The organism is Streptomyces enissocaesilis (assembly GCF_039533765.1).
GTDB classification, from domain to species: domain Bacteria; phylum Actinomycetota; class Actinomycetes; order Streptomycetales; family Streptomycetaceae; genus Streptomyces; species Streptomyces enissocaesilis.
Map to the genome: position 1 here is coordinate 387211 of NZ_BAAAUD010000047.1, position 23179 is coordinate 410389.

The 23179-nt window shown below is 70.4% G+C and carries 26 protein-coding genes, 1 tRNA gene and 1 riboswitch; of the genes, 10 read left to right on the top strand and 17 right to left on the bottom strand.

Features of this window, described 5'->3' with window-relative positions; translation table 11 throughout:
* Positions 1-138: 138 nt before the first annotated feature.
* A complete protein-coding gene (locus ABD374_RS24210; protein WP_344497684.1) occupies positions 139-1425 on the top strand; it encodes an SGNH/GDSL hydrolase family protein in 1287 nt (428 codons plus the stop codon).
* Between the two features lie 106 nt (positions 1426-1531).
* Here ABD374_RS24210 and ABD374_RS24215 read toward each other — a convergent pair whose 3' ends face one another.
* From ABD374_RS24215 to ABD374_RS24230, 4 genes are read right to left on the bottom strand one after another with little or no spacing between them, the layout of a single operon-like run.
* A complete protein-coding gene (locus tag ABD374_RS24215) occupies positions 1532-2257 on the bottom strand; it encodes a DUF1707 SHOCT-like domain-containing protein (RefSeq protein WP_344497685.1) in 726 nt (241 codons plus the stop codon).
* A gap of 39 nt (positions 2258-2296) precedes the next feature.
* Entirely contained in the window at positions 2297-3262 is a 966-nt protein-coding gene (locus ABD374_RS24220; RefSeq protein WP_344497686.1) for an ABC transporter ATP-binding protein, read from the bottom strand.
* 6 nt (positions 3263-3268) lie between these two features.
* Positions 3269-4147, bottom strand: coding sequence for an ABC transporter permease (locus ABD374_RS24225; RefSeq protein WP_425577327.1), 879 nt, complete (start codon positions 4145-4147; stop codon positions 3269-3271).
* Positions 4140-4940, bottom strand: a complete 801-nt coding sequence (locus ABD374_RS24230; RefSeq protein WP_344497687.1) for an ABC transporter permease — start codon at positions 4938-4940, stop codon at positions 4140-4142. Before ABD374_RS24230 ends, ABD374_RS24225 begins: the two co-directional genes overlap by 8 nt.
* 201 nt (positions 4941-5141) lie before the next feature.
* Between ABD374_RS24230 and ABD374_RS24235 the strand changes: the two genes are divergently transcribed.
* Complete coding sequence (locus ABD374_RS24235; protein ID WP_344497688.1) at positions 5142-7634, top strand: transglycosylase domain-containing protein; 2493 nt, start codon at positions 5142-5144, stop codon at positions 7632-7634.
* A 42-nt stretch (positions 7635-7676) separates the two neighbouring features.
* Here ABD374_RS24235 and ABD374_RS24240 read toward each other — a convergent pair whose 3' ends face one another.
* From ABD374_RS24240 to ABD374_RS24250, 3 genes are all read right to left on the bottom strand, one after another.
* Positions 7677-7997 carry a DMT family transporter gene (locus ABD374_RS24240; RefSeq protein WP_344497689.1) on the bottom strand — a complete coding sequence of 107 codons (321 nt, stop codon included), beginning with the start codon at positions 7995-7997 and terminating at the stop codon, positions 7677-7679.
* A 36-nt stretch (positions 7998-8033) separates the two neighbouring features.
* Positions 8034-8102, bottom strand: a riboswitch (guanidine-III (ykkC-III) riboswitch).
* Positions 8103-8170: 68 nt separating this feature from the next.
* Positions 8171-8506, bottom strand: coding sequence for a GroES family chaperonin (locus tag ABD374_RS24245; RefSeq protein WP_093800676.1), 336 nt, complete (start codon positions 8504-8506; stop codon positions 8171-8173).
* Positions 8507-8550: 44 nt separating this feature from the next.
* Positions 8551-8871, bottom strand: coding sequence for a DUF3618 domain-containing protein (locus tag ABD374_RS24250; protein WP_344497690.1), 321 nt, complete (start codon positions 8869-8871; stop codon positions 8551-8553).
* A gap of 204 nt (positions 8872-9075) precedes the next feature.
* Here ABD374_RS24250 and bcp point away from each other — a divergent pair, with 204 nt between their 5' ends.
* From bcp to ABD374_RS24275, 5 genes are all read left to right on the top strand, one after another.
* Positions 9076-9543 carry a thioredoxin-dependent thiol peroxidase gene (bcp, locus tag ABD374_RS24255; protein ID WP_344497691.1) on the top strand — a complete coding sequence of 156 codons (468 nt, stop codon included), beginning with the start codon at positions 9076-9078 and terminating at the stop codon, positions 9541-9543.
* A gap of 107 nt (positions 9544-9650) precedes the next feature.
* Positions 9651-11153, top strand: coding sequence for a glycine betaine/L-proline transporter ProP (gene proP, locus ABD374_RS24260; RefSeq protein WP_344497692.1), 1503 nt, complete (start codon positions 9651-9653; stop codon positions 11151-11153).
* Between the two features lie 156 nt (positions 11154-11309).
* On the top strand, positions 11310-11999 hold the full coding sequence (locus ABD374_RS24265) for an HNH endonuclease signature motif containing protein (RefSeq protein ID WP_344497693.1): 690 nt from the start codon (positions 11310-11312) through the stop codon (positions 11997-11999).
* Positions 11996-12652, top strand: coding sequence for an HNH endonuclease (locus tag ABD374_RS24270; protein ID WP_425577329.1), 657 nt, complete (start codon positions 11996-11998; stop codon positions 12650-12652). Before ABD374_RS24265 ends, ABD374_RS24270 begins: the two co-directional genes overlap by 4 nt.
* 56 nt (positions 12653-12708) lie before the next feature.
* Positions 12709-12792 (top strand) — tRNA-Leu (locus tag ABD374_RS24275).
* 59 nt (positions 12793-12851) lie between these two features.
* Here the strand turns inward: ABD374_RS24275 and rdgB are convergent.
* The 4 genes from rdgB to ABD374_RS24295 form a co-directional block, all read right to left on the bottom strand.
* Complete coding sequence (gene rdgB / locus ABD374_RS24280; RefSeq protein ID WP_344497695.1) at positions 12852-13454, bottom strand: RdgB/HAM1 family non-canonical purine NTP pyrophosphatase; 603 nt, start codon at positions 13452-13454, stop codon at positions 12852-12854.
* A 22-nt stretch (positions 13455-13476) separates the two neighbouring features.
* The gene (locus tag ABD374_RS24285; protein WP_344497696.1) at positions 13477-13854 is read right to left on the bottom strand and encodes a hypothetical protein; all 378 of its coding nucleotides are present in this window, start codon (positions 13852-13854) and stop codon (positions 13477-13479) included.
* A 116-nt stretch (positions 13855-13970) separates the two neighbouring features.
* Positions 13971-14702 (bottom strand): ribonuclease PH, encoded by a 732-nt coding sequence (gene rph / locus ABD374_RS24290; RefSeq protein ID WP_344497697.1) that lies wholly within the window; start codon positions 14700-14702, stop codon positions 13971-13973.
* 105 nt (positions 14703-14807) lie between these two features.
* Positions 14808-15041, bottom strand: coding sequence for a PTS sugar transporter subunit IIB (locus ABD374_RS24295; protein ID WP_344497698.1), 234 nt, complete (start codon positions 15039-15041; stop codon positions 14808-14810).
* 221 nt (positions 15042-15262) lie between these two features.
* Between ABD374_RS24295 and ABD374_RS24300 the strand changes: the two genes are divergently transcribed.
* A complete protein-coding gene (locus ABD374_RS24300) occupies positions 15263-16525 on the top strand; it encodes a PTS transporter subunit EIIC (RefSeq protein ID WP_344497699.1) in 1263 nt (420 codons plus the stop codon).
* A gap of 265 nt (positions 16526-16790) precedes the next feature.
* Positions 16791-18068 carry a PTS transporter subunit EIIC gene (locus ABD374_RS24305; RefSeq protein WP_344497700.1) on the top strand — a complete coding sequence of 426 codons (1278 nt, stop codon included), beginning with the start codon at positions 16791-16793 and terminating at the stop codon, positions 18066-18068.
* Between the two features lie 84 nt (positions 18069-18152).
* Here the strand turns inward: ABD374_RS24305 and ABD374_RS24310 are convergent, their stop codons facing one another.
* Positions 18153-18905, bottom strand: a complete 753-nt coding sequence (locus tag ABD374_RS24310) for an MBL fold metallo-hydrolase (protein WP_344497701.1) — start codon at positions 18903-18905, stop codon at positions 18153-18155.
* Between the two features lie 178 nt (positions 18906-19083).
* Between ABD374_RS24310 and ABD374_RS24315 the strand changes: the two genes are divergently transcribed.
* Complete coding sequence (locus ABD374_RS24315) at positions 19084-19626, top strand: type II toxin-antitoxin system PemK/MazF family toxin (RefSeq protein ID WP_344497702.1); 543 nt, start codon at positions 19084-19086, stop codon at positions 19624-19626.
* 225 nt (positions 19627-19851) lie between these two features.
* Here ABD374_RS24315 and ABD374_RS24320 read toward each other — a convergent pair whose 3' ends face one another.
* From ABD374_RS24320 to ABD374_RS24340, 5 genes are all read right to left on the bottom strand, one after another.
* Positions 19852-20802, bottom strand: coding sequence for a PLP-dependent cysteine synthase family protein (locus ABD374_RS24320; RefSeq protein WP_344497703.1), 951 nt, complete (start codon positions 20800-20802; stop codon positions 19852-19854).
* Positions 20802-21080, bottom strand: coding sequence for a MoaD/ThiS family protein (locus ABD374_RS24325; RefSeq protein ID WP_344497704.1), 279 nt, complete (start codon positions 21078-21080; stop codon positions 20802-20804). The genes ABD374_RS24320 and ABD374_RS24325 overlap by 1 nt, the downstream gene beginning before the upstream one ends.
* 93 nt (positions 21081-21173) lie before the next feature.
* Positions 21174-21284 (bottom strand): putative leader peptide, encoded by a 111-nt coding sequence (locus tag ABD374_RS24330; protein WP_344497705.1) that lies wholly within the window; start codon positions 21282-21284, stop codon positions 21174-21176.
* A 44-nt stretch (positions 21285-21328) separates the two neighbouring features.
* The gene (locus ABD374_RS24335) at positions 21329-22138 is read right to left on the bottom strand and encodes an ABC transporter ATP-binding protein (RefSeq protein WP_344497706.1); all 810 of its coding nucleotides are present in this window, start codon (positions 22136-22138) and stop codon (positions 21329-21331) included.
* Positions 22135-23175, bottom strand: a complete 1041-nt coding sequence (locus ABD374_RS24340) for a FecCD family ABC transporter permease (protein WP_344497707.1) — start codon at positions 23173-23175, stop codon at positions 22135-22137. The genes ABD374_RS24335 and ABD374_RS24340 overlap by 4 nt, the downstream gene beginning before the upstream one ends.
* Between the last annotated feature and the right edge of the window lie 4 nt (positions 23176-23179).

A 23179-nucleotide genomic window follows, 5' to 3' on the forward strand; every position in this document is an offset into this window, starting at 1 on the left:
TACGTAATTTTCCCTACCTGACCTACTCGTGGAACGCACTGCGAGTTCCCGGCGTCCACCAGGGCGGTGCAATGGCGCATCATGGAGTGAGTTCGAACGGAGCCTCGGGCTCCCCGCGCCCGAGGAGATACACCGAGCATGACCAAGCGCAACGGTTATGCCGCGCTCGCCGCGCTCGCCGCGGTGGCGGTCCTGGTTTCCGGGGCCATATTCGCCGGAGCGATGCTCGGCGGTCCCGCCGACGACACCCGGGCCCAGCCCCGTACGCCGCTCCGTTCCGCGGCACCCGCCACCTCCGCCTCCTGGATCGGCACCTGGTCCACCGCGCCCGCCCTGGCCGAGCCCGGTACGGAACAAGGGTTCCCGGGGCGTTCCCTGCGTAACGTCGTGCACACCAGCATCGGCGGCACCAGCGCCCGCATCACCCTCTCCAACCTCTTCGGCACACAGCCGCTGCGCATCACGCACGCCTCGATCGCCGTCGCCGCCACCCCCGGCGCCCCGACCGCCGCGAACGGCACCATGCGCCGGCTGCTCTTCGGCGGCTCCCCCTCGGTCGTGATCCCGGCCGGCGGGCAGGTCGTCAGCGACCCCGCCCCGCTGAAGGTCCCGCACGACACGGACCTCCTGGTCACCACCTACTCCCCCACGCCCAGCGGCCCGGTCACGCACCACCCGCGGGCCCGCCAGACGTCGTACGTCGCGGAGGGCGACCGTACGGAGGACCCGCGCGGTGACGCCTACACCGGGCAGACGCCGTACTGGCGCTACCTCACCGCCGTCGACGTCCTCAACGGCAGGGCCGAGGGCTCGGTCGTGGTCATCGGCGACTCGATCACCGACGGCGTCACCTCCACGGCCGGCGCGAACCGGCGCTGGACGGACGTGCTCGCCGACCGCCTCGACGGGCGCTACGGCGTACTCAACGCGGGCATCAGCGGAAACCGGCTGCTCAGCGACGGGGTCGGCCCGAGCGGTCTCGCCCGCTTCGACCGTGACGTGCTGTCGCGCTCCGGCGCGAAGGCGGTCATCGTCGTCCTCGGCATCAACGACATCCTCCGGCCGCCGCACGAGCTGGACGCGGCGCGCATCACGGCGGGTCTGGAGCGGCTCGCGCGCCAGGCGCGGGCGCGCGGGCTGCGCGTGGTCGGGGCGACGGTGATGCCCTTCGAGGGGACGCGGGCGCACACTCCGCAGCTCGAAGCGGTGCGGGACCGGGTGAACGAGACGATCCGTACGGGCGGCGTCTTCGACGCGGTCGTGGACTTCGACCGGGCCCTGCGCGACCCGTACGCCCCGGACCGGCTCCTTCCGGCGTACGACTCGGGCGACCACCTGCACCCGAGCGACGCGGGCTACCGGCGCATGGGCATGGCGTTCGACCTCGCGAGCCTGAACAGGAGCACGGCGCCGGCCGGGGTGTGAAGCCGCCGCCCGTCCCCCGGCCCGTCCGAGACGTCGCCGCGCCGTACGCGCATTCATGCTTCGTACGGATACGGATACGCGTACGGCGCGACGCCGTCACGCGGGGTCAGTCGAGCTCCTTGCGGTCGGCCCGGGCCTTCTTCGCCAGCTTCTCCTGCTTGCGCGCCTCCTTGAGGCGCTGTTTCTCGGCGCGCGTGATCTTGCGTTCCACACCCACCCCGCCCATCAGCGCGAACCCGGTGACCGTCACGCGCGGCGAGTCCGGTGCCACCGGCTCGGACGGCTGCGACGACTTCTCCGTACGGTCGCCGAAACCGCCCATGAAGCCGAAGCCCTTGACGTTCACGTCCAGGCCCGGCGGCACCGTGACCGCCATGCCTCCCATGATCGCGAAGCAGCGGATCACGGTGTCGCGGTCCTCGAAGCGCGCCTCGCGCAGGTCGATCTCGCCGCCGCCCATCAGCGCGAACGCCGTGAACGTCCGGCCCACCGTCCACGTGCCCTGGCGCCCGAAACCGCCCCAGAAGGCGAAGGCGCCCCTCGACGTGGCCGTCCCGCCGATCCGGTCCCGCCAGGAGACCCGCGTACCGGGCGCACCGGGGGAAGGGGCAAGGGTCGCGTCCGGTCCGGCCGGGCCGCCCGCGCCCGGCGCCGGCAGGTCACGCACCAGCGGCTCCAGCTCACCGTGCGTACGGGCCTCGTACACGGCGTCGAGACGCTGGTCGAACTCCTCCATGTCCAGCCGTCCCTCGGCGACCGCGTCGCGCAGCACCTCGGCGACCCGTTCGCGCTCGGCGTCGGAGGCGCGCATTTCCGGAAGTCCACTGGTCATACGTCCAGACTAGTCAACAGCGGTGCGCCGTCCCAGTGTTCAGAGCGCCGACCGGTCCGCGTACATCTTCGCGATCACCGCCTCGATGTCCGGCTCCCGCACCGACAGGTCCACCAGCGGATACCTCTGGGCCACCGCCGCCACCAGCGGCGCCGCCGAGACCGACGCCGGGAACGCCAGCCACTGCCTGGGCCCCTCCACCTTCACCACCCGCGCGCCCGCCACCTCGATCGGCGGAAGCTCGCGCTCCAGGTCCACCACCAGGGTCCGCTCGCTCTCGCCCACCTCGTGCAGCCCGCCCGGCGTGCCGTCGTACACCAGGCGCCCGTGGTCGATGACCATCACGCGCTCGCACAGCTGCTCGATGTCGGTCAGGTCGTGGGTCGTCAGCAGGACCGTCGTGCCGCGCTCCGCGTTCAAGTCCCGCAGGAAGTCGCGGACCCTCGCCTTCGAGACGACGTCCAGACCGATCGTCGGCTCGTCGAGGTACAGCACCTCGGGATCGTGCAGCAGCGCCGCCGCGATGTCGCCCCGCATCCGCTGCCCCAGCGACAGCTGCCGTACCGGCACGTCCAGCAGCTCGCCCAGGTCGAGGAGGTCGACGCAGCGCGCCAGGTTCGCCTTGAAGCGCTCGTCCGGGATCCGGTACATGCGGTGCATCAGACGGTACGAGTCGCGCAGCGGCAGGTCCCACCACAGCGTCGTACGCTGCCCGAACACCACCCCGATCCGCTGCGCCAGCCGCGTCCGCTCCCGCGCCGGGTCGATGCCCGCCACCCGCACGCGGCCGCCGCTCGGCGTCAGGATGCCGGTCAGCATCTTGATGGTGGTGGACTTCCCGGCGCCGTTCGGCCCGATGTAGCCGACCATCTGGCCGCGCGGCACCGAGAAACTGATCCCGTCGACCGCCCGCACCCGCGTCTTCTCGCGTCGCAGCCGGCCCTTCTTGCGGCGTACGTCGAAGACCTTCTCGACGCCGTCCAGCTCGATGAAGTCACTTTCCATACGGCATCAGCTCCCCGTGCTGCGGTACGAACGAAGGCCCACCCGCCACGCCGCCCCGGCCAGCGCACAGCACACCACCGCCACCGGCGGCGACAGGAAGGCGAGCCAGGACGGCAGGTCGAGCGGGTAGGGACGGTCCAGCACGTACAGCGCCGGAAGCCAGTTGACGAAGGCCAGCGGCAGCACGAACGTCACCCCGCGCACCAGGTCCTTCGCGAAGACCGTCGGCGGGTACTGGAGAAGCGTGGTGCCGCCGTACGTGAAGGAGTTCTGCACCTCGGCCGCGTCCTGCGCCCAGAACTGGAACGCCGCCCCGGCCACGAACACCGCCGAGAAGATCGCCGCCCCGCTGAGGACCATCACCGGCAGCACGAGGACCTTCAGCGGCGTCCACGCGATGTCCAGCGCCACCAGCGCGTACCCGAGCACCAGCAGGCCCTGCGTGATCCGGCCCAGCCTGCGCAGCGCGAAACGGTCGGCCGCGATCTGCGCGAGGACCGGGACCGGGCGTACGAGCAGGGTGTCCAGCGTGCCGTCGCGCACCCGGCGCCCCAGCCGGCCCACCGAACCCATCACCAGGTCGCAGAGGCCGAAGGCCGTGCCCGCCGTCCCGTAGAGGAAGGCCACCTCGGGCAGCGTGTAACCGCCCAGCGCGTCCACGTGCGAGAACATCAGCAGGATGCCGACGAAGTCGAGGCCGGTCGCCGCGAAGTTGCCGAACGCCGTCATCACGAAGGAGGCGCGGTACGCCATCGTCGAGCGGATCCACATCGCCGCGATCAGCCCGTACGCCCTGACGCCGGACCACAGCCGCCCGGCGGGCCGGACCGGGACGGCCGCCTCCGCGCCCTCAGCGGTCCCACTCGTTCCGGTCGCCTCAGCCACCCTGGACCACCACCCTGCGCGCAGCCACCGACTGGAGCAGCCGCCCGGCCGCCAGCAGCACCGCCGCCCAGCCGGCCTGGAAGGCGTACACCCGCACCAGGCCCCACCCCGTGTGCTTGCCGAGGAAGACGTCGGCCGGGATCTGGAGCAGCGACGACCAGGGCAGCGCCTGCGCGAACGTGCCGAGGGCGCCCGGGAAGAGGGTGAGCGGCAGCACCATCCCGGAGAAGAAGAGACCGGCGAGCCAGGTGATCTGCGCGACACCCGCCCCGTCGAGCAGCCAGAACGCGGACAGCGCCACCAGGAACCGGATCGCGAAACTGACGACGACGCCGAGCGCGACGGCGACCAGGAACGCGACCCACACCAGCGGACCGGCGGGCAGCGCCAGATCGAACGCGAGCGCGCCGAGCGCCATCGGGACGACACCGCGCCCGAGGAGATGGAAGGCGGCCCGCCCCAGGTCGCCCGCCAGCCAGAAGAGCTGGAGGTCGGCGGGGCGGTAGAGGTCGATCGCGATGTCGCCGGTACGGATCCGCTCGATCAGCTCGTCCTCGAAGCCGCCGCCCATCATGGCGGCGGTCATCAGCAGCGCCTGCCCCAGCCACACATAGGTGAGGGCCTGCGACAGGTCGTACCCGCCCAGGTGCGGACGCTCGTCCCACAGGGCCGTGAAGGTGTACGCCATGATGAAGCCGAAGACGGTGTTGGTGAACACCCCGGCCGCCGTGGCCACCCGGTACGTCGCGTGACGGCGGAACCCGCCGGCCGCGACCACCGCGTATACACGCACACCGACCCCCTCGATTCGCTTCCGGCACCAAAACGCCCGACCCTAGCCCAACAGGGTCAACCGCCGCAGGCGTTTTTGGCCGGGGGATCGGGGCACCGGTCCGGGGTGCGTGCAGTATGGACGTACCAGGCGAATCGCCCGATACCACACCGTTATGCCGGAGAGCGAACCTCTGGCCCCGCCCAGGGAGTCTCCACAGTCATGAGCGATGAGCCACAGCAGCCCCAGGGGTGGGCACCCCGGGACCCCTCCCACCGGAACCCGGAAGGCGGGAACGGGAAGGGAGAGGGGAAGAGGAAGACGGAGACGAAGACGGAGGGCACGAAGGAGGCCGGGGGGAAGAAACCCCGGCCCCGGCGCACCGGCCTGCGCCGCCTGGTCCCGACCTGGCGGATGCTCCTCGGCACGTTCCTGCTGCTGGCCCTGCTCCTGTGCGGCGGGTTCGCCGCGGGCTACGCGCTCGTCGAGATCCCGGCCGCCAACAGCGCCGCCACCGCCCAGAGCAACGTCTACCTCTACGCCGACGGCTCCCAGCTCGCCCGCGACGGCGAAGTCAACCGCGAGAACGTCAAGATCGCCCACATCCCCAGGACCGTCCAGCACGCCGTACTCGCCGCCGAGGACCGCGACTTCCACTCCGAGCGGGCCGTCGACCCCCAGGCCATGCTCCGCGCCGGCTGGAACACCGTCACCGGCAAGGGCAAGCAGTCCGGCTCCACCATCACCCAGCAGTACGTCAAGAACTACTACCTCGGCCAGGAACAGACCGTCACCCGCAAGGTGAAGGAGTTCTTCATCGCGATCAAGCTCGACAGCGAGGAGAGCAAGAACGAGATCCTCGAGGGCTACCTGAACACCAGCTACTTCGGGCGCAACGCGTACGGCATCCAGGCCGCCGCCCAGGCGTACTACGGCAAGAACGTCGACGAGATCACCACCGCCGAGGGCGCCTATCTCGCCTCACTCCTCAACGCCCCCAACGCGTACGACATCACCGCCCACCCCGAGAACAAGGCCGGCGCCCTGAGCCGCTGGAACTACGTACTCGACGGCATGGTGACGGAGAACTGGCTGAGCCCCGCCGACCGCGCCGCGGCCGAGTTCCCCGCCCCGCAGGAGGCCAAGCCCGCCTCCGGCCTCTCCGGACAGCGCGGCTACATCGTCCAGGCCGTCGAGGAGTACCTCACCAGCAACAAGATCCTCGACGAGGACACGCTGGCCACCGGCGGCTACCGCATCACCACCACCCTGGAGAAGTCCAAGCAGGACGCCTTCGCCGAAGCCGTCGGCGACCAGGTGATGTCGCAGACGAGCAAGGACCGCAAGGCCGACCGCAACGTGCGCGTCGGCGGCGCCTCCATCGACCCCGCGAGCGGCAAGGTCGTCGCGATGTACGGCGGAATCGACTACACCAAGCAGTACGTCAACAACGCCACGCGCCGCGACTACCAAGTCGGCTCGACCTTCAAGCCGTTCGTCTTCGCCTCGGCCGTCGAGAACAGCTCCACCACCCAGGACGGCCGCCCGATCACCCCGGACACCGTCTACGACGGCACCAACGAGCGGATGGTGGAAGGCCCCGCCGGACCGACGGGCTACGCCCCGGAGAACGAGGACCAGGCCTCCTACGGCCAGGTCACCGTCCGCACCGCCACCGACAAGTCCGTCAACTCGGTGTACGCGCAGATGGCACAGGACGTCGGCCCCGCCGAGGTCGAGAAGACCGCCGTGGCCCTCGGCCTCCCCGAGAACACCCCGAGCCTCGACCCGTACCCCTCCATCGCCCTCGGCGTCGCCACCGCCAGCGTCCTCGACATGACGGAGGCGTACGCGACCCTCGCCAACCACGGCGAGCACGGCACGTACACGATCGTCGAGAAGATCACCAAGAACGGCCAGAACGTCCGCAGCCTCCCGAAACAGGACACGGGCGCGGACGCGGACGGCGGGCGGAGCATCTCCCGCGAGGCCGCCGACACCACGACGTCCATCCTCAGGAGCGTCGTCGACGGCGGCACGGGCACGGCCGCCCAGTCCGCGGGCCGCCCCGCCGCCGGCAAGACCGGCACCGCCGAGGAGGACAAGGCCGCCTGGTTCGCGGGCTACACACCCGACCTGGCGACGGTCGTCGCCGTCATGGGCCAGGACCCGGACACCGGCGCACAGGAACCGCTGTACGGAGCCCTCGGCCAGCCGCGCATCAACGGCGGCGGCGCGCCCGCGCAGATCTGGGGCCAGTTCACGGCCGCCGCGCTCGAAGGCGAGCCGGTACGGGACTTCGAGCTGGAGACGGCGGCCGGCCCGGCCGAACCGGCCACCCCGCCGTCCGGGCAGCCGGACACCGGGGAGCCGCAGGAACCGCCGACGAGCGAGAACCCGCAGGGGCCGACGCAGAGCCCGGCCGACGGCCGGGACCAGGGCGGCACGACCGACACCGGCACCACCACCGCCCCGGACGACACCACGGGCACCACGGGCCCCACCGACGGCGGAACCACGGGCACCGGCGGCGCCACGGCCGACACCGGCGGCACCACGGACACCGGCGGCACCGCCGGCAGGGGCGGTCCGGGCGGCGCCACGGGCCCCGCCGACGGCGGGACAGCCGGCACCGGTGGCCCCGCCGACCCGGGAGGCGGCGCCAACGGCGCCCCCTCCGAGGGCCTGCTGGGCGGCGGTCGCGGCCGCCCCTGACGCACCGGCGGGCCACCCGGCCCGCCCACGGCGAACGGCCCGCTAGTGGCCCGAGGTCGCCTTCAGCCCCACCACCGCGACCAGCAGCAGACAGACGAAGAAGATCCGGGCGGCGGTCGCCGGCTCACCCAGCACCACCATGCCGAGCACCGCCGCACCGGCCGCGCCGATACCGACCCACACGCCGTACGCCGTACCGATCGGCAGCGTCCTGGCGGCGTGCGACAGCAACACCATGCTCGCGACGATCCCCGCACCCGTGAACACACTGGGCCAGAGCCTCGTGAAACCGTCGGTGTACTTCATCCCGATCGACCAGCCCACTTCGAGCAGACCGGCGACAACCAGCAGAACCCAGGCCATGACGGCACCTCCGGAAACGAAACGCGGAATCAACGGGGTGCGTCGTCTTTGCCTTACAACCCGGTACGGCGCGTCTCGTCGGGGGTGCTCCCACCGTAGCAAAACCCGGCGGAAAGGGCCGGTGACTCCAGTCACCGGCCCTGCCCACTCACCCGCTCACCCGGTCCCTGGACCTACAGGTACAGACCGGTCGAATCCTCCGACACCCGCTCGGAAGCCACCGCGTGCAGATCGCGCTCCCGCATCAGTACGTACGGAGTGCCCCGCACCTCGACCTCGGCCCGGTCCTCCGGGTCGTACAGCACCCGGTCGCCCGGCTCCACGGTCCGTACGTTCTGGCCGACCGCCACCACCTCGGCCCAGGCCAGCCGCTTGCCGACCGCCGCGGTCGCCGGAATCAGAATGCCGCCGCCCGAGCGGCGCTCGCCCTCAGGAGTGTCCGACCTGACCAGCACCCGGTCGTGCAGCATCCGGATGGGCAGCTTGTCGTGCGTGGTGTTCTCGCTCACGCCCCCGAACCTACCTGTCCGATCGTCCGTCATGAGCCGGAGGGTCAACCGCGCCGACGGCGCGTCGACAGGGCGATCAGCCCCACCAGGCCCACGGCCGCCAGTGCCACCGGCACGATCCGCTCCAGACGCGGCGACCCGTCCTCCGACACGAACTGCGCCTTCACGTCGGACACCGTCCGGTTCACCGCGACGAACGCCCGGCCCGCGGTCTGGTCCACGGTCGAGGCGACCCTGGCCTTCGCGTCACCGACGATCGTCTTCGGGTGCAACCGCACCCCGATCTCGTCGAGCGTTACGGCCAGCTGGTCCCGCCGGCTCTTGATGTCCGCCTCGATCTGCGCAGGGGTCCTGGCATCCGACACTGCGCTGCCTCCGTGGTCGTGGGCCGAATCCGGTTGGTTCTTCGGCGACAGTCTGTCAGCTGGGGCCGTCCCGCACCCCACGGCACCCCCATTACGCTCGGGGCCGTACCGGTATCGCGTCTCGCGTCACCGCGTTACCCCTACCCAGACATCCCGGCATACGACATCCCACATCCGTCACCCCGCACGAGGAGACCAGACCTGATGAGCGAGCGACTCCAGCCCGGCGACACCGCCCCCGACTTCACCCTGCCCGACGCCGACGGCACCGAGGTCTCCCTCGCCGCCCACAAGGGCCGCAAGGTCATCGTCTACTTCTACCCGGCCGCCCTGACCCCCGGCTGCACCAAGCAGGCCTGCGACTTCACCGACAACCTGGAGCTGCTGGCCCGGGCCGGATACGACGTCATCGGCGTCTCCCCCGACAAGCCGGAGAAGCTCGCGAAGTTCCGCGAGAAGGAGGACCTCCAGGTCACGCTGGTCGGCGACCCCGCCAAGGAGGTCCTCACGGCGTACGGCGCCTTCGGCGAGAAGAAGCTGTACGGCAAGACCGTGACCGGCGTCATCCGCTCGACGGTCGTCGTGGACGAGGAGGGCAAGGTCGAACACGCCTTCTACAACGTGAAGGCGACCGGCCACGTAGCCAAGATCATCAAGGACCTCGGCATCTGAGAACTGTGACCAAGGTCCCGGAACCGGGGACCTTGGTTTGCACCACCAAATACAAGGCAGAGGTTCCACTTGGACACCGGAAACGCGTCCGAGGAAAGGAATCTGCCATGGCGGCCCCCGGCCCCGGCCCCGACCACGGGGCCGACCCCGAAGCGATCAAGCGCCACCACACCCTCTTCCGCGCCGCCAGAAGACGGAAGAACCCGCCACTGCGCCGCTCCGACATCACCGTCACCGACGACGCGGCGGTCAAGCGGGCGGTCAAAGCGGCCTCGCTCGGCAACGCCATGGAATGGTTCGACTTCGGCATCTACAGCTACCTGGCGGTGACGATCGGCCATGTCTTCTTCCCGTCCGGGAACGACACGGTCCAGCTCCTCTCCTCCTTCGCGACCTTCGCCGTCGCCTTCCTGGTCCGGCCCGTCGGCGGCATGGTCTTCGGCCCCATGGGCGACAGGATCGGCCGCAAGAAGGTCCTCGCCCTGACGATGATCCTGATGGCCATCGGCACGTTCGCCATCGGCCTGATCCCGTCGTACGCCACCATCGGCTTCTGGGCCCCCGTCCTGCTGATCCTCTTCCGCCTGGTTCAGGGCTTCTCCACGGGCGGCGAATACGGCGGCGCCTCCACCTTCATCGCCGAGTACGCCCCCGACAAGCGCCGGGGCTTCTTCGGCAGCTTCCTCGAATTCGGCACCCTCGCCGGCTACACCGGCGCGGCGGGCCTCGTCACCGCCCTCACCGCCTGGCTCGGCTCCGACACCATGGAAGCCTGGGGCTGGCGCGTCCCGTTCCTGGTCGCGGGCCCGCTCGGCCTCGTCGGCCTCTACCTCCGGATGCGCCTGGACGAGACTCCCGCCTTCCAGAAGCTGGAAAACGGAAACGCCCGCGCCTCCGAAGCCGCCGACCCGGTGGAGACCACCGCCAAGGGCGACCTCGCCAAGATCTTCCGGCAGTACTGGCCGACACTGATCCTGTGCATCGCCCTCGTCGGCGCGTACAACGTCACCGACTACATGCTGCTGTCCTACATGCCGACGTACCTCTCCGACGAACTCGGCTACAGCGAGACCCACGGCCTGCTCATCCTGCTGGGCGTCATGGTCTGCCTGATGGCGGTCATCAGCCAGGTCGGCCGCCTCAACGACCACTTCGGCCGCAAACCGCTGCTGATGGCGGGCATGCTCGGCTTCTTCTTCCTCTCCCTCCCGTCCTTCCTCCTCATCAAGCAGGGCAGCATCCCCGCGATCATCGCCGGCATGCTGATGCTGGGCCTGTCCCTGGTCTGCCTGCTGGGCACCATGTCGGCGGCGCTCCCGGCCCTCTTCCCGACGCACGTCAGGTACGGCTCCCTGTCGGTCGGCTACAACCTCTCCGCCTCCCTGTTCGGCGGCACGACGCCCCTGGTCATCACCGGCCTCATCAGCCTGACCGGCAACGACCTCATGCCGGCGTACTACTCGATGGCGGCGGCGCTCGTCGGCGTCATCGCGGTGGCCTGCATGAAGGAGACGGCCCGGAAGCCGCTGGCGGGCTCCCCGCCGTCGGTGGAGACGAAGAAGGAAGCGGCGGAACTGGTGGCGGCCCAGTCCCCCGGCCCGAAGTTCTGACCCGCCCCCCGGCCCGAGGGCGGCCCGACCGGTCACAGCGACCACCGGGCCGCCCCAAGTGGTGCGGGGCGTTCCGCATTTCGGACGTGACCATCCGATAACCGGTTCGTTGATCCGTACGAGGCCGCGAACGTGCGGCCGGATACGGAGGGAACCATGCCGGTGAGCCCGTACACCCGCGAACGCCTCGCGGAGGCAGCCAGCTCGTCGAGGACTCTGTCCGAGGCACTGACCAAGCTCGGGGTCGACCCGAAGAGTTCGTCGCGCGCATACATACGGGAGCGGATGAAGAAGTTGGGAATCGGCACCGCCCACTTCGAGCGCGAAGGCGTGCGGTGGACCAGGGAAATCCTCGAAACAGCCGCCGCAGCCTCAACCAACATGTACGAGGTGCTACGACACTTGGGGATCGCCCCCGTAGGCGGGCAGCACACGCACATCAGCCGTCGCATCCACGCCCTGGGTATCGACATCTCGCACTTCACTCCGCAGGCGCGCACGGTGAACATGCGGGGCAACCGACACCGTCGGCCGGCTCAGGAGATCCTGGTGGAGAAGCGCTCAACGCACGCCAAGCGCACCCCCAACGTGCGCCTCAAGCGAGCGATGCACGAACTCGGCGTCAGCGATCTCTGCGCCCTGTGTGGAATCGGACCCGTTTGGCAAGACCTCCCATTGGCTCTGGAGGTCGACCACATCGACGGCAACTGGCGCAACAACCGCGTTGAAAACCTGCGACTCCTTTGCCCCAATTGTCATTCGACAACGGATACTTATCGCGGACGCGGAAAGGGGCGCAGACCGGCCGTACCCGGCTCGTCACATCTCGGCGGCGAGGGGCGGTGACCCAAACCCGGTGGTACACGCGGGAGTTGTTGATCGATGCTGCCGCACGATGCCAGACCGTTGACGAGGTCATCGCTTTCCTGGGCACGACTCCCTACGAACGCCTCGGCCGCTACCTGACGCAACGCTTCGCGCACTACGAGATCGACGTCTCGCACTTCTCGCCCCGCCGACGCAACCGGCCGACCACCGCAGAAGTGCGTCAAGCCGTCACGGATTCCCTCACCATCGCAGACACGCTGCGGCGACTCGGCCGGCCGGACAACGGTCGGCAACGGGCGTTGTTGCGCCAGTGGACAGCTGAGGACGGTGTCGAGACCTCGCACTTCCTGGGGCAGACCCACCAGAGAGGCAAGCCCGGCCCGACGCCAGCGAAGCGGGCTGAGGACGTACTCGTAAAACACGAGGGCAAGCACCGGACCCGCACAGCGATTCTGCGCCGGGCTCTGCGCGAAATCGGCGTTCCCGAGGAATGCGCCCGGTGCCGCACCGGTCCGGTCTGGCACGGTAAGCCGATGACGCTTGAGGTCGACCACATCAATGGCGACTGGAGCGACGACCGGGCCGGGAACCTTCGGCTGCTGTGCCCCAACTGCCATGCCGTCACCAGCACCTGGTGCCGGGGAGGCGACCGCCGCCGCGCGCATCAGTGATCCGTAATGCGGCCGTGCCATCGCGCTCCACCGCCCGGTACCATGGCAGGCGGCTAGCGGCGGTGGTGCAATGGTGACACAGCAGACTTAGGATCTGTGGCCCGTGAAACGGCTTGAGGGTTCGAATCCCTTCCGCCGCACAGCAAGCGGCCTGCGAATCGAAGGATCGGTTCGCAGGCCGTTCGCATGCGCACGGCACTCAGCCCAGCAGCTCCCGCACCACCGGGGCCAGCGCGCGGAATGCCTTGCCGCGGTGGCTGATGGCGTTCTTCTCCGCCGGGGTCAGTTCCGCGCAGGTCACGTCGTGGCCGTCCGGCTGGAGGATGGGGTCGTAGCCGAAGCCGTTCGTGCCGGCCGGGGTGCGGCGGAGGGTGCCCGTCAGGCGGCCTTCGACCACGCGTTCCGTGCCGTCGGGCAGGGCCAGGGCCGCCGCGCAGGCGAAGTGGGCCGCGCGGTGGGGGTGGTCGATGTCCGCCAGCTGGGCCAGGAGGAGGTTCAGGTTGGCCTCGTCGTCGCCGTGGGTGCCGGACCAGCGGGCCGAGAAGATGCCGGGGGCGCCGCCCATGACGTCGACCGCGAGGCCGGAGTCGTCGGCCACGGCGGGGAGGCCGGTGGCCCGGGCCATGGCGTGGGCCTTGAGGAGGGCGTTCTCGGCGAAGGTGACGCCGGTTTCCTTGACGTCGGGGATCTCGGGGTAGGCGTCCGCGCCGACGAGGTCGTGGGTGAGACCTGCGTCGGCGAGGATCGCGTGGAGCTCGGTGATTTTCCCGGCGTTGCGGGTGGCGAGGATCAGGCGGGTCATGCCCCCAGTATCTACGGGGTATCTAGGGGGTGCAGACCTTGCCGATCTCGGTGGCGGCGGCGGTGACGGGGGCGATGTCCGGCGTGGCGTCGCCGTTGTCCACGGCGGTGCGGACGTTGTCGACGGCCTGGTTCAGGTCGCCGACGGCCTTCGACAGGTCCGCGTTGTCCGTGGTGTCGTCGAGGCTCTTCAGTTCCCTGTCGATGTCGTCGAGGGCCTCGGTCAGCTGTGTGGGGTCCTCCGCCGCCGTGGAGACGGCGGTGGAAAGCTTGTCGACGCTGGTGGCGATGGCCTCGGCGGTCCGGGCGCAGTCCATCGCCTTGTCGAGGGCTCCGCAGCCGACGAGGCCGGTGAGTGCGGCGGCGGTGACGAGGGTGGCTGCGATACGGCGACTGCGCATGGAGCGGGTCCTCCCCGGACGACACGGGATACGTGGTGGTGCGGACGGGCGTACGGTTCGGCCCGTACGCCCGTGGTGTGGGAGACGCCGGAACGGGCGTCCGCGGTTGCCCGGAGTCAGAGGGTGGCTTCGAGGGCCAGGGTCTGGAGGGCCGTGAGGTCGGCGCAGCCTCCGGCGGCGAGGTCGAGGAGGGCGTTCAGTTCCTCGCGGTCGAAGGGTTCGGCCTCGGCGGTGCCCTGGACTTCGACGAAGCGGCCGTCGCCGGTGCAGACGACGTTCATGTCGGTCTCGGCGCGGACGTCCTCCTCGTAGCAGAGGTCGAGGAGGGGGGTGGCGCCGACGATGCCGACGGAGACGGCGGCGACGGTTCCGGTGAGGGGCTTGCGGCCGGCCTTGACGATCTTCTTCTGCTGGGCCCAGGCGACGGCGTCGGCGAGGGCGACGTAGGCACCGGTGACGGCGGCGGTGCGGGTGCCGCCGTCGGCCTGGAGTACGTCGCAGTCCAGGACGACGGTGTTCTCGCCGAGGGCCTTGTAGTCGATGACCGCGCGGAGGGAGCGGCCGATGAGGCGGCTGATTTCGTGGGTGCGGCCGCCGATCTTGCCGCGTACGGATTCGCGGTCGCCGCGGGTGTTGGTGGCGCGGGGCAGCATCGAGTATTCACCGGTGACCCATCCTTCGCCGCTGCCTTTGCGCCAGCGCGGAACGCCTTCGGTGACGGAGGCGGTGCAGAGGACTTTGGTGTCGCCGAAGGAGATGAGGACGGAGCCCTCGGCGTGCTTGCTCCATCCGCGTTCGATGGTGACCGGGCGGAGCTGTTCGGGGGTGCGGCCGTCGATTCGAGACATGGTGTGGAGCCTAGCCGTACATGCGTGAGGGGCCCGTTCCGGTACGTACGGAATCGGGCCCCTCACGGGTGTTGCGCGGGTGAGTCGGGGGGAGTCAGGGGTGACTCACATCATGTCTTCGATGTCTGCTGCGATGGGGTCGGCGTCCGTGCCGATGACGACCTGGATGGCGGTGCCCATCTTGACGACGCCGTGGGCACCGGCGGCCTTGAGGGCGGCTTCGTCGACCTTGCCCGGGTCGAGGACTTCGGTGCGGAGGCGGGTGATGCAGCCTTCGATCTCGTCGATGTTCTCGATACCGCCGAGCCCGGCGACGATCTTCTCAGCCTTGCTGGCCATGTCTTTCTCCCTGTTGTTCAAAGCGCGACGTCTCGGCCCACCATGGCCGTTTTGTCACGGTAACTCACGGTTGGCCCAACTTCGCGGGCGAGTAACCGCCCTGTGCCGAATGATGGCGGTCACCGGCGCCCTGGCTTCCGGCCGAGCTCCGGACCGTACCGCAACTGGTCTACACCAGTTTGCGACGCCCGCCAAACCTGGCTCGTTCCGGGAGGACGCGCATGAGTTCGAACAGCGGGGCCGCGCCGCGGCGGACATGGCGGAACGGCCTGTTCCAGGGGCTCCAGAAGGTCGGCCGCAGCCTCCAGCTCCCGGTGGCGGTCCTGCCGGCGGCGGGTCTGCTCGTCAGCCTCGGCAACCTGTTCTCGGCCTATCTGGACGGACCGTTCTGGGACAAGACGTCGAAGGTCCTCCTCAACGGCGGTACGTCGATCCTGGACGGCTCCTTCGGTCTGCCGCTGCTGTTCTGCATCGGTGTCGCGATCGGTTTCGCCAAGAAGGCGGACGGTTCCACGGCGCTCGCCGCGGTGGTCGGTTTCCTCGTGTACTTCAACGTGCTGAAGGCGTTCCCGCGCGAGGGCACGGTGACGGAAGCCCTTCCCGAGGGCACTCCGCAGAATCCGGGGGTGCTCGGCGGCATCCTGATCGGGTTGCTGACGGCGGTCGTCTGGCAGCGTTTCCACCGGACCAGGCTGGTGGACTGGCTCGGCTTCTTCAACGGCCGCCGGCTGGTGCCGATCATGATGGCGTTCCTGTGCGTCGTCCTGGGCGTGCTGTTCGGTCTGCTGTGGGAGCCGGTCGGTGACGGGCTGACCTGGTTCTCGAAGCAGCTGATCGGCCTCGGGGCGTGGGGCGCCGGCATCTTCGGCCTCGCGAACCGCCTGCTCATCCCCATCGGCATGCACCAGTTCCTGAACACCTTCTTCTGGTTCCAGGCGGGCGAGTTCAGGACGCCGGACGGCAAGGTCGTGCAGGGGGACCTGACGCGGTTCTTCGCCGAGGACCCGTCGGCGGGGCAGTTCATGTCGGGCTTCTTCCCGATCATGATGTTCGGGCTGCCCGCGGCGGCTCTGGCCATCGCGCACTGTGCGCGGCCCGAGCGGCGCAAGGAGGTGACGGGCCTGATGGTGTCCGTCGCGCTCACGTCGTTCGTCACAGGTGTGACCGAGCCGCTGGAGTTCTCCTTCATGTTCGCGGCGCCGTTGCTGTACGGCCTGCACGCCCTGCTGACGGGGGCGTCGATGGCGATCACCTGGGCGCTCGGGGTGCATACGGGGTTCAGTTTCTCCGCCGGTCTGATCGACTACGTCGTGAACTGGCACCTGGGGACCAGGCCGTGGCTGATCATTCCGATCGGGCTCTGCTTCGCCGTCGTGTACTACCTCGTCTTCCGCTTGGCGATCACGAAGCTCGACATCCCGACGCCGGGCCGCGAGCGCCCGGAGGCGGAGGCGGAAGTCGAAGGGGACACCACCGAGCCGTGACGCCGCAGCGCCCCAGCGCGTCCCCCGGGCAACGGGAGCAGGGGAAGCGAGGGCCCTCGGACCTGTCCGGTCCGGGGGCCTTTGACGTGCGTGGACGGATGTGTCCGGGAGCACGGAATCGAGGGTTCCTTATCCGTCCTTCACCGTGCTAAAACTGGTCTACACCACTGGGTGGTGTAGACCACGTGGCGAGTGCGCCGCGTTGTACCGGAGACGCCGCCGTCCCCCTTTCCCCCTGGCGGCGCCTTGCCCCATGGAGGAATTGATGTCCACGGACAGCGCCGCCCCCGCGGCTGCCAAGAAGAAGGGCGCCGGCGCGATGGCTGTCATGCAGCGCATCGGCCGCAGCCTCATGCTGCCGGTCGCCGTGCTGCCCGCCGCCGCGCTCCTGGTGCGTTTCGGCCAGACCGACATGCTCGGCAAGGAGTCGTTCCCCACCTTCATCACCAAGCTCGCCGGTTACATGGCGGCCGGTGGTGGCGCGATCCTCGACAACATGCCGCTGCTGTTCGCCGTCGGCATCGCGATCGGGTTCGCCAAGAAGTCGGACGGCTCGACCGCGCTCGCCGCCGTCGCCGGTTACCTGGTCTTCCAGAAGGTGCTCGCCACTTTCACCGACGCCAATCTGCCGAAGGTCGCCGCCGTCGCGGACGGCAAGATCGTCATGAACGAGGCGCCGGTCAACGCCGGTGTCCTCGGTGGCGTGGTCATGGGCATCGTCGTAGCCCTGCTGTACCAGAAGTTCTACCGGACCAAGCTGCCCGCCTGGGCCGGCTTCTTCGGCGGCCGTCGGCTGGTCCCGATCCTCTCCGCCTTCGCGGGCCTGGTCGTCGGCATCGTCTTCGGCCTGATCTGGCCGGTCCTCGGTGCGGGTCTGCACAACCTCAGTGAGTGGCTGGTCGGCTCCGGTGCCGTCGGCGCGGGCATCTTCGGTGTCGCGAACCGCGCGCTGATCCCCATCGGCATGCACCACCTGCTGAACTCCTTCCCGTGGTTCCAGGCCGGTACGTACAACGACGGCGGCGTGGACTACCACGGCGACATCGCCCGCTTCCTGCACGGCGACCCGACCGCCGGCCAGTTCATGACCGGTTTCTTCCCGATCATGATGTTCGCCCTCCCGGCGGCCTGCCTCGCGATCACCCACTGCGCCCGCCCCGAGCGCCGCAAGGTCGTCGGCGGCATGATGTTCTCCCTCGCGCTCACCGCTTTCGTGACCGGTGTGACGGAGCCGATCGAGTTCACCTTCATGTTCATCGCCCCGGTGCTGTACGCGATCCACGCGGTCCTGACCGGTGTCTCGATGGCGCTGACCTGGGCGCTCGGCATGAAGGACGGCTTCGGCTTCTCGGCCGGCGCGGTCGACTTCTTCCTGAACCTCGGTATCGCGACCAACCCGTGGGGCCTGGCCCTGGTCGGCCTCTGCTTCGCGGCGGTCTACTACGTGGTCTTCCGCTTCGCGATCACCAAGTTCGACCTTCCGACGCCGGGCCGCGAGTCCGACGAGGAGCTCGCCGAGCTGCAGAAGGCCGAGGCGAAGTAGGCCCGCACCGGCCGTACGGAGGAGGGCCCCGGACCGCGACTGCGGTCCGGGGCCCTCCTCCGTGTCGCGGAACGTCTCGCCGCGTCAGACCTCGTACTCCGCGCCCGCGACGGCCAGTTCCGTCGGCCCGTCGTACACCGCGCGCGCGTCGGCCAGGTTGACCTCCGCGTCCGTCCACGGCGGGATGTGCGTGAGGACCAGCCGGCCGACGCCCGCCCGGCCGGCCTCCTCGCCCGCCTCGCGGCCGTTGAGGTGGAGGCCCGGGATGTCCTCCTTGCCGTACGTGAACGACGCCTCGCACAGGAACAGGTCGACGCCGTCGGCCAGTTCGCCCAGAGCGGCGCAGGTCCCGGTGTCGCCGGAGTACGCGAGCGACCTGCCGCCGTGTTCGACGCGGATGCCGTACGTCTCGACCGGGTGGTGGACCTTCTCCGTACGGACCGAGAAGGGGCCGAGTTCGAACGTGCCCGGCTCGAGCGTGCGGAAGTCGAAGACCTCGGCCATCGACTTCTCGGTGGGGGTGTCGGCGTATGCCGTGGTGAGGCGCTGTTCGGTGCCCTCCGGGCCGTACACGGGGATCGCCGGGGCGCGGCCCCCCTCGTGCCGGTAGTAGCGCGCGACGAAGTAGCCGCACATGTCGATGCAGTGGTCGGCGTGGAGGTGGCTGAGGAAGATGGCGTCGATGTCGTAGAGACCGACATGGCGCTGCAGCTCGCCGAGGGCGCCGTTGCCCAGGTCGAGGAGCAGCCGGAAGCCGTCGGCCTCGACGAGGTAGCTCGAGCAGGCCGATTCCGCGGACGGGAACGACCCTGAGCAGCCGACGACGGTGAGCTTCATGGAGCGTGAACCTCCGTAGCAGGGACGGGGAGGGTTCGTGCGGGTTCAGGTGCGTCGAGCGTAAGGCGCGAAAGTCCCGGTCGCTCCTCGATGGCGGGGGGTTGTGGGGGAACTCACCTGCACTGTCACTGGTTCGGGCGGAGCGCGCGCCGGGCGGTGCGCCGGTACCGTCGACGGTATGGACACGTCGTGGTGGGTGGCGCTGGTCGCCGTCGTGGTGCTCGCGCTGGTGGCGGCTCTCGTCGACGGATGGGGGCGCGGGCGGCGGCCGGGCGGGCGTGCGCGGGGGCGTTCGGGCGGGCGTGCGGATGAGCGTACGAACGGGCGTGCCGACGGACGTACTGAGGGGCGTACGCGTCCCCCGAAGGGGCCGCGCGGGGCTCGCGGGCCCGGTCGGCGCGGGCCGGAGCGGGGGCCGCGGGCGGGTGAGATCTGGTGGGCGGACGTGCCGTACGAGGACGGGCCGGGGTCGAAGGACCGGCCCTGTCTGGTGTTGTCCGTACGGGGGGACAGCGCCCTGATCGCGAAGATCACCAGCAAGTTCCACGACGAGCGGCCCGGGGTGATCGTGTTGCCGCCGGGGGCGGTCGGGGACGCGCGGGGGCGGCCGAGCTTCCTGGAGACGGACGAGCTGCGGGAGGTGGGGGTGCGGGGGTTCCGGCGCCGGGTGGGGATCGCGGATCCCGGGGTCTGGGCGCAGGTCCGGCACCTGGCGCGGTGAGCCGGCACCTGGCGCGGTGAGGTGCGGCCCGGGCCGGCGGACCGCGGCGCGGGGCCTTTCCCCTTGTCCGCCCCTCCCCGGACCGGGGCGGGCCCCGGACTCCGGACGCCCTCCGGGCGTGTCCTCGATCACCGGACGGGCTGAGTTTTCAGCCCGCCGGGGTCCCCCGGACGGAGCCTGGGGGAGATGGAGGACCGGGGTCCGGAGGGCGGAGGCGGGGCCCCGTTACGCCCAGAGCTGGCCCTGGAGGGTTTCGATCGCCGCCTCGGTCGTCGGGGCCGTGTAGACGCCCGTGGACAGGTACTTCCAGCCGCCGTCCGCGACGACGAACACGATGTCCGCCTGCTCGCCCGCCTTGACCGCCTTCTTGCCCATGCCGATCGCCGCGTGCAGCGCCGCCCCCGTGGAGACGCCCGCGAAGATTCCTTCCTGCTGGAGGAGTTCGCGGGTGCGCGTCACCGCGTCGGCCGAGCCGACGGAGAAGCGGGTGGTGAGGACGGAGGCGTCGTACAGCTCGGGGACGAAGCCCTCGTCGAGGTTGCGCAGGCCGTAGACCAGGTCGTCGTAGCGCGGCTCGGCTGCGACGATCGTGATGTCCGGCTTGTGTTCGCGCAGGTAGCGGCCCACGCCCATGAGCGTGCCCGTGGTGCCCAGGCCCGCCACGAAGTGGGTGATGGACGGGAGGTCGGTGAGGATCTCCGGGCCGGTGGTGGCGTAGTGCGCTCCGGCATTGTCCGGGTTGCCGTACTGGTAGAGCATCACCCAGGAGGGGTTCTCCGCGGAGAGCTCCTTGGCGACCCGTACGGCTGTGTTGGAGCCGCCCGCGGCCGGGGACGAGATGATCCTCGCGCCCCACATGGCGAGCAGGTCGCGCCGTTCCTGGGAGGTGTTCTCCGGCATGACGCACACGATGTCGTAGCCCTTGAGGCGGGCCGCCATCGCGAGGGAGATGCCGGTGTTGCCGCTGGTGGGCTCCAGGATGGTGCAGCCGGGCGTCAACCGGCCGTCCTTCTCGGCCTGTTCGACCATGTGGAGCGCGGGGCGGTCCTTGATCGAACCGGTGGGGTTGCGGTCCTCCAGCTTGGCCCAGATGCGGACGTCGTCGGAGGGGGACAGCCGCGGGAGGCGGACGAGCGGCGTGTTGCCGACCGCCGCCAGCGGGGAGTCGTACCGCATCAGACCATGCCGCCGGCGACGGCCGGGAGGATGGTGATGCTGTCGCCGTCGGCGAGCTTGGTGTCGATGCCGTCGAGGAAGCGGACGTCCTCGTCGTTGAGGTAGACGTTGACGAAGCGGCGCAGCTGGCCGCCCTCGACGATGCGCTCCTGGATGCCGGTGTGGCGGGACTCCAGGTCCGCGAAGAGACCGGCGAGGGTGTCGCCGTTGCCTTCGACGGCCTTGGCGCCGTCGGTGTAGGTGCGGAGGATGGTCGGGATGCGGACCTCGATGGCCATGGCTTTCGACTCCTGTCAGGAGGGTGGCGTGAAAGGCGCGCGGCAGTCAGTCCCCCGCGCAGGGGCGTGCGTGTGCTCGATGGGGCCCGCGGCTCAGGCGGCGGCCGTACAGATCGCGCTGGCGAGCCGGCACAGGTCGACGTGCAGGCGCGCCACGAGCAGCACGGTGCTCGGCGTCGTCTCGCTCACGTCGTGGGGAACCATGCGGTCATCGTATAGATTCCCGGCCCCTTTCCCGGCATGTGATCTCACATGGTGGTCGGAAAGCGTTCGACAGATGGACGGAGTCCGGGCGGCGGGAGGTAGACGACGGTCGGGACGCCGGTCGTCGGATGGGTGCTGACCTCGGCCGATACGCCGTAGACGGTGCGCAGGAGGCCGGCTGTGAGGACCTCTTGCGGGGGGCCGGAGGCGACGACGCGGCCGCCGTCCAGGACGTAGATGCGGTCGCAGTAGTACGCGGCGAGGTTCAGGTCGTGCAGGGCGAGGAGGTTGGTGGTGCCCAAGTCGCGGACCAGGCTGAGGATTTCCAGCTGGTAGCGGATGTCCAGGTGGTTGGTCGGTTCGTCGAGTACGACGAGGGCGGGCTGCTGGACCAGGGCGCGCGCCATCAGGGTCCGCTGGCGTTCGCCGCCGGAGAGGGACGGGAAGCCGCGCTCGGCGAGGTCCGCGACGCCGACCCGGGCGAGGGCCGTGCGTACGAGGTCCGCGTCGGTTTCCGTGTCCTGTTCCCAGAAGCGTTTGTGCGGCGAGCGGCCCATGGCGACGACTTCGCGGACGGTCAGTTCGAAGTCGGCCCGGCCGTCCTGCGGGACGGTCGCGATGCGCCGGGCGCGGGCCCTGGCGCTCATGGTGTGCAGGTCGTCGCCGTCGAGGAGGACGCGGCCGTGGGTGGGGCGCAGCGTTCCGTACACGCAGCGCAGGAGGGTCGTCTTGCCGCTGCCGTTGGGGCCGACCAGGCCGACGGTCTCGCCGTCGGCGGCGGTGAGGGTGACGCCGTCGACGAGGTGGCGGCCTCCGGTGCCGTACGAGAGGTCTTCCGCGGTGAGGGTCGTCATGCGGGGGCTCCTTCGGGGCGGCGGCGCAGCATCCACAGGAAGAACGGGCCGCCGGTGAGGGCGGTGAGTACGCCGACGGGGACGTCCTGGGGCGCGGCGACGGTACGGGCGGCCAGGTCGGCCACGACCAGGAAGAGCGCCCCGCCGAGTGCGGCGACGGGCAGCAGTCTGCGGTGTCCGGCGCCGACGGCCAGCCGGGCGGCGTGCGGGACCATCAGGCCGATGAAGCCGATCGCGCCGCTGAAGGCGACGAGGACGCCGGTGAGCAGCGAGGCCAGGACGAAGACGGCGGCGCGGAAGCGGCCGGTGTCGAGGCCGAGGGCGGTGGCGCCCTCCTCCCCCGCCAGGAGGAGGTCGAGGGGGCGGGCGAGGGTGAGGAGGGCGGCCGTGCCGGCGGCCAGGACGCCGGCGGGGAGCGCGAGCATGTCCCAGCGGGCGCTGCCGAGGCCGCCGAGGGTCCAGTGGAGGATCTCCTTGAGGTGGTCGGCGCGGGCCGAGGTGACCAGAATCAGGCTGGTCAGGGCGGACAGGATGTAGGAGACGGCGACTCCGGCGAGGACGAGGCGTCCGGTGGTCAGGGCGCCGCCGCCGCGCGCGAGCCCGTACACGAGGACCAGGGAGCCGAGCGCGCCCGCGAAGGCGGCGAGCGGGACGGTGACGGTGGTGGCGAGGCCCGCGCCGATGCCGAGCACGATGACGCCGACCGCGCCGACCGAGGCGCCGGAGGAGACGCCGAGGAGGAAGGGGTCGGCGAGGGGGTTGCGCACGAGGGCCTGGAGGACGGTGCCGATGACGGCGAGCCCGGCGCCGACGACGGCACCGAGCAGGACGCGCGGCAGCCGTACGTCGAGGACGATCGTGCGGTACGGGCCGGGCCCGGCGGAGCCGGTGACGATGTCCAGGACCTGGCCGGCCGGGATCCGTACCGACCCCAGGGCGAGTCCGGCGACGGCCGCCCCGGCGAGCAGGGCGGCGAGCGCGGTGAGGACCAGGGCGTGGCGCAGCCGCCCGCGGGCGGCGGGGGTCTTGCAGCTCACGGCG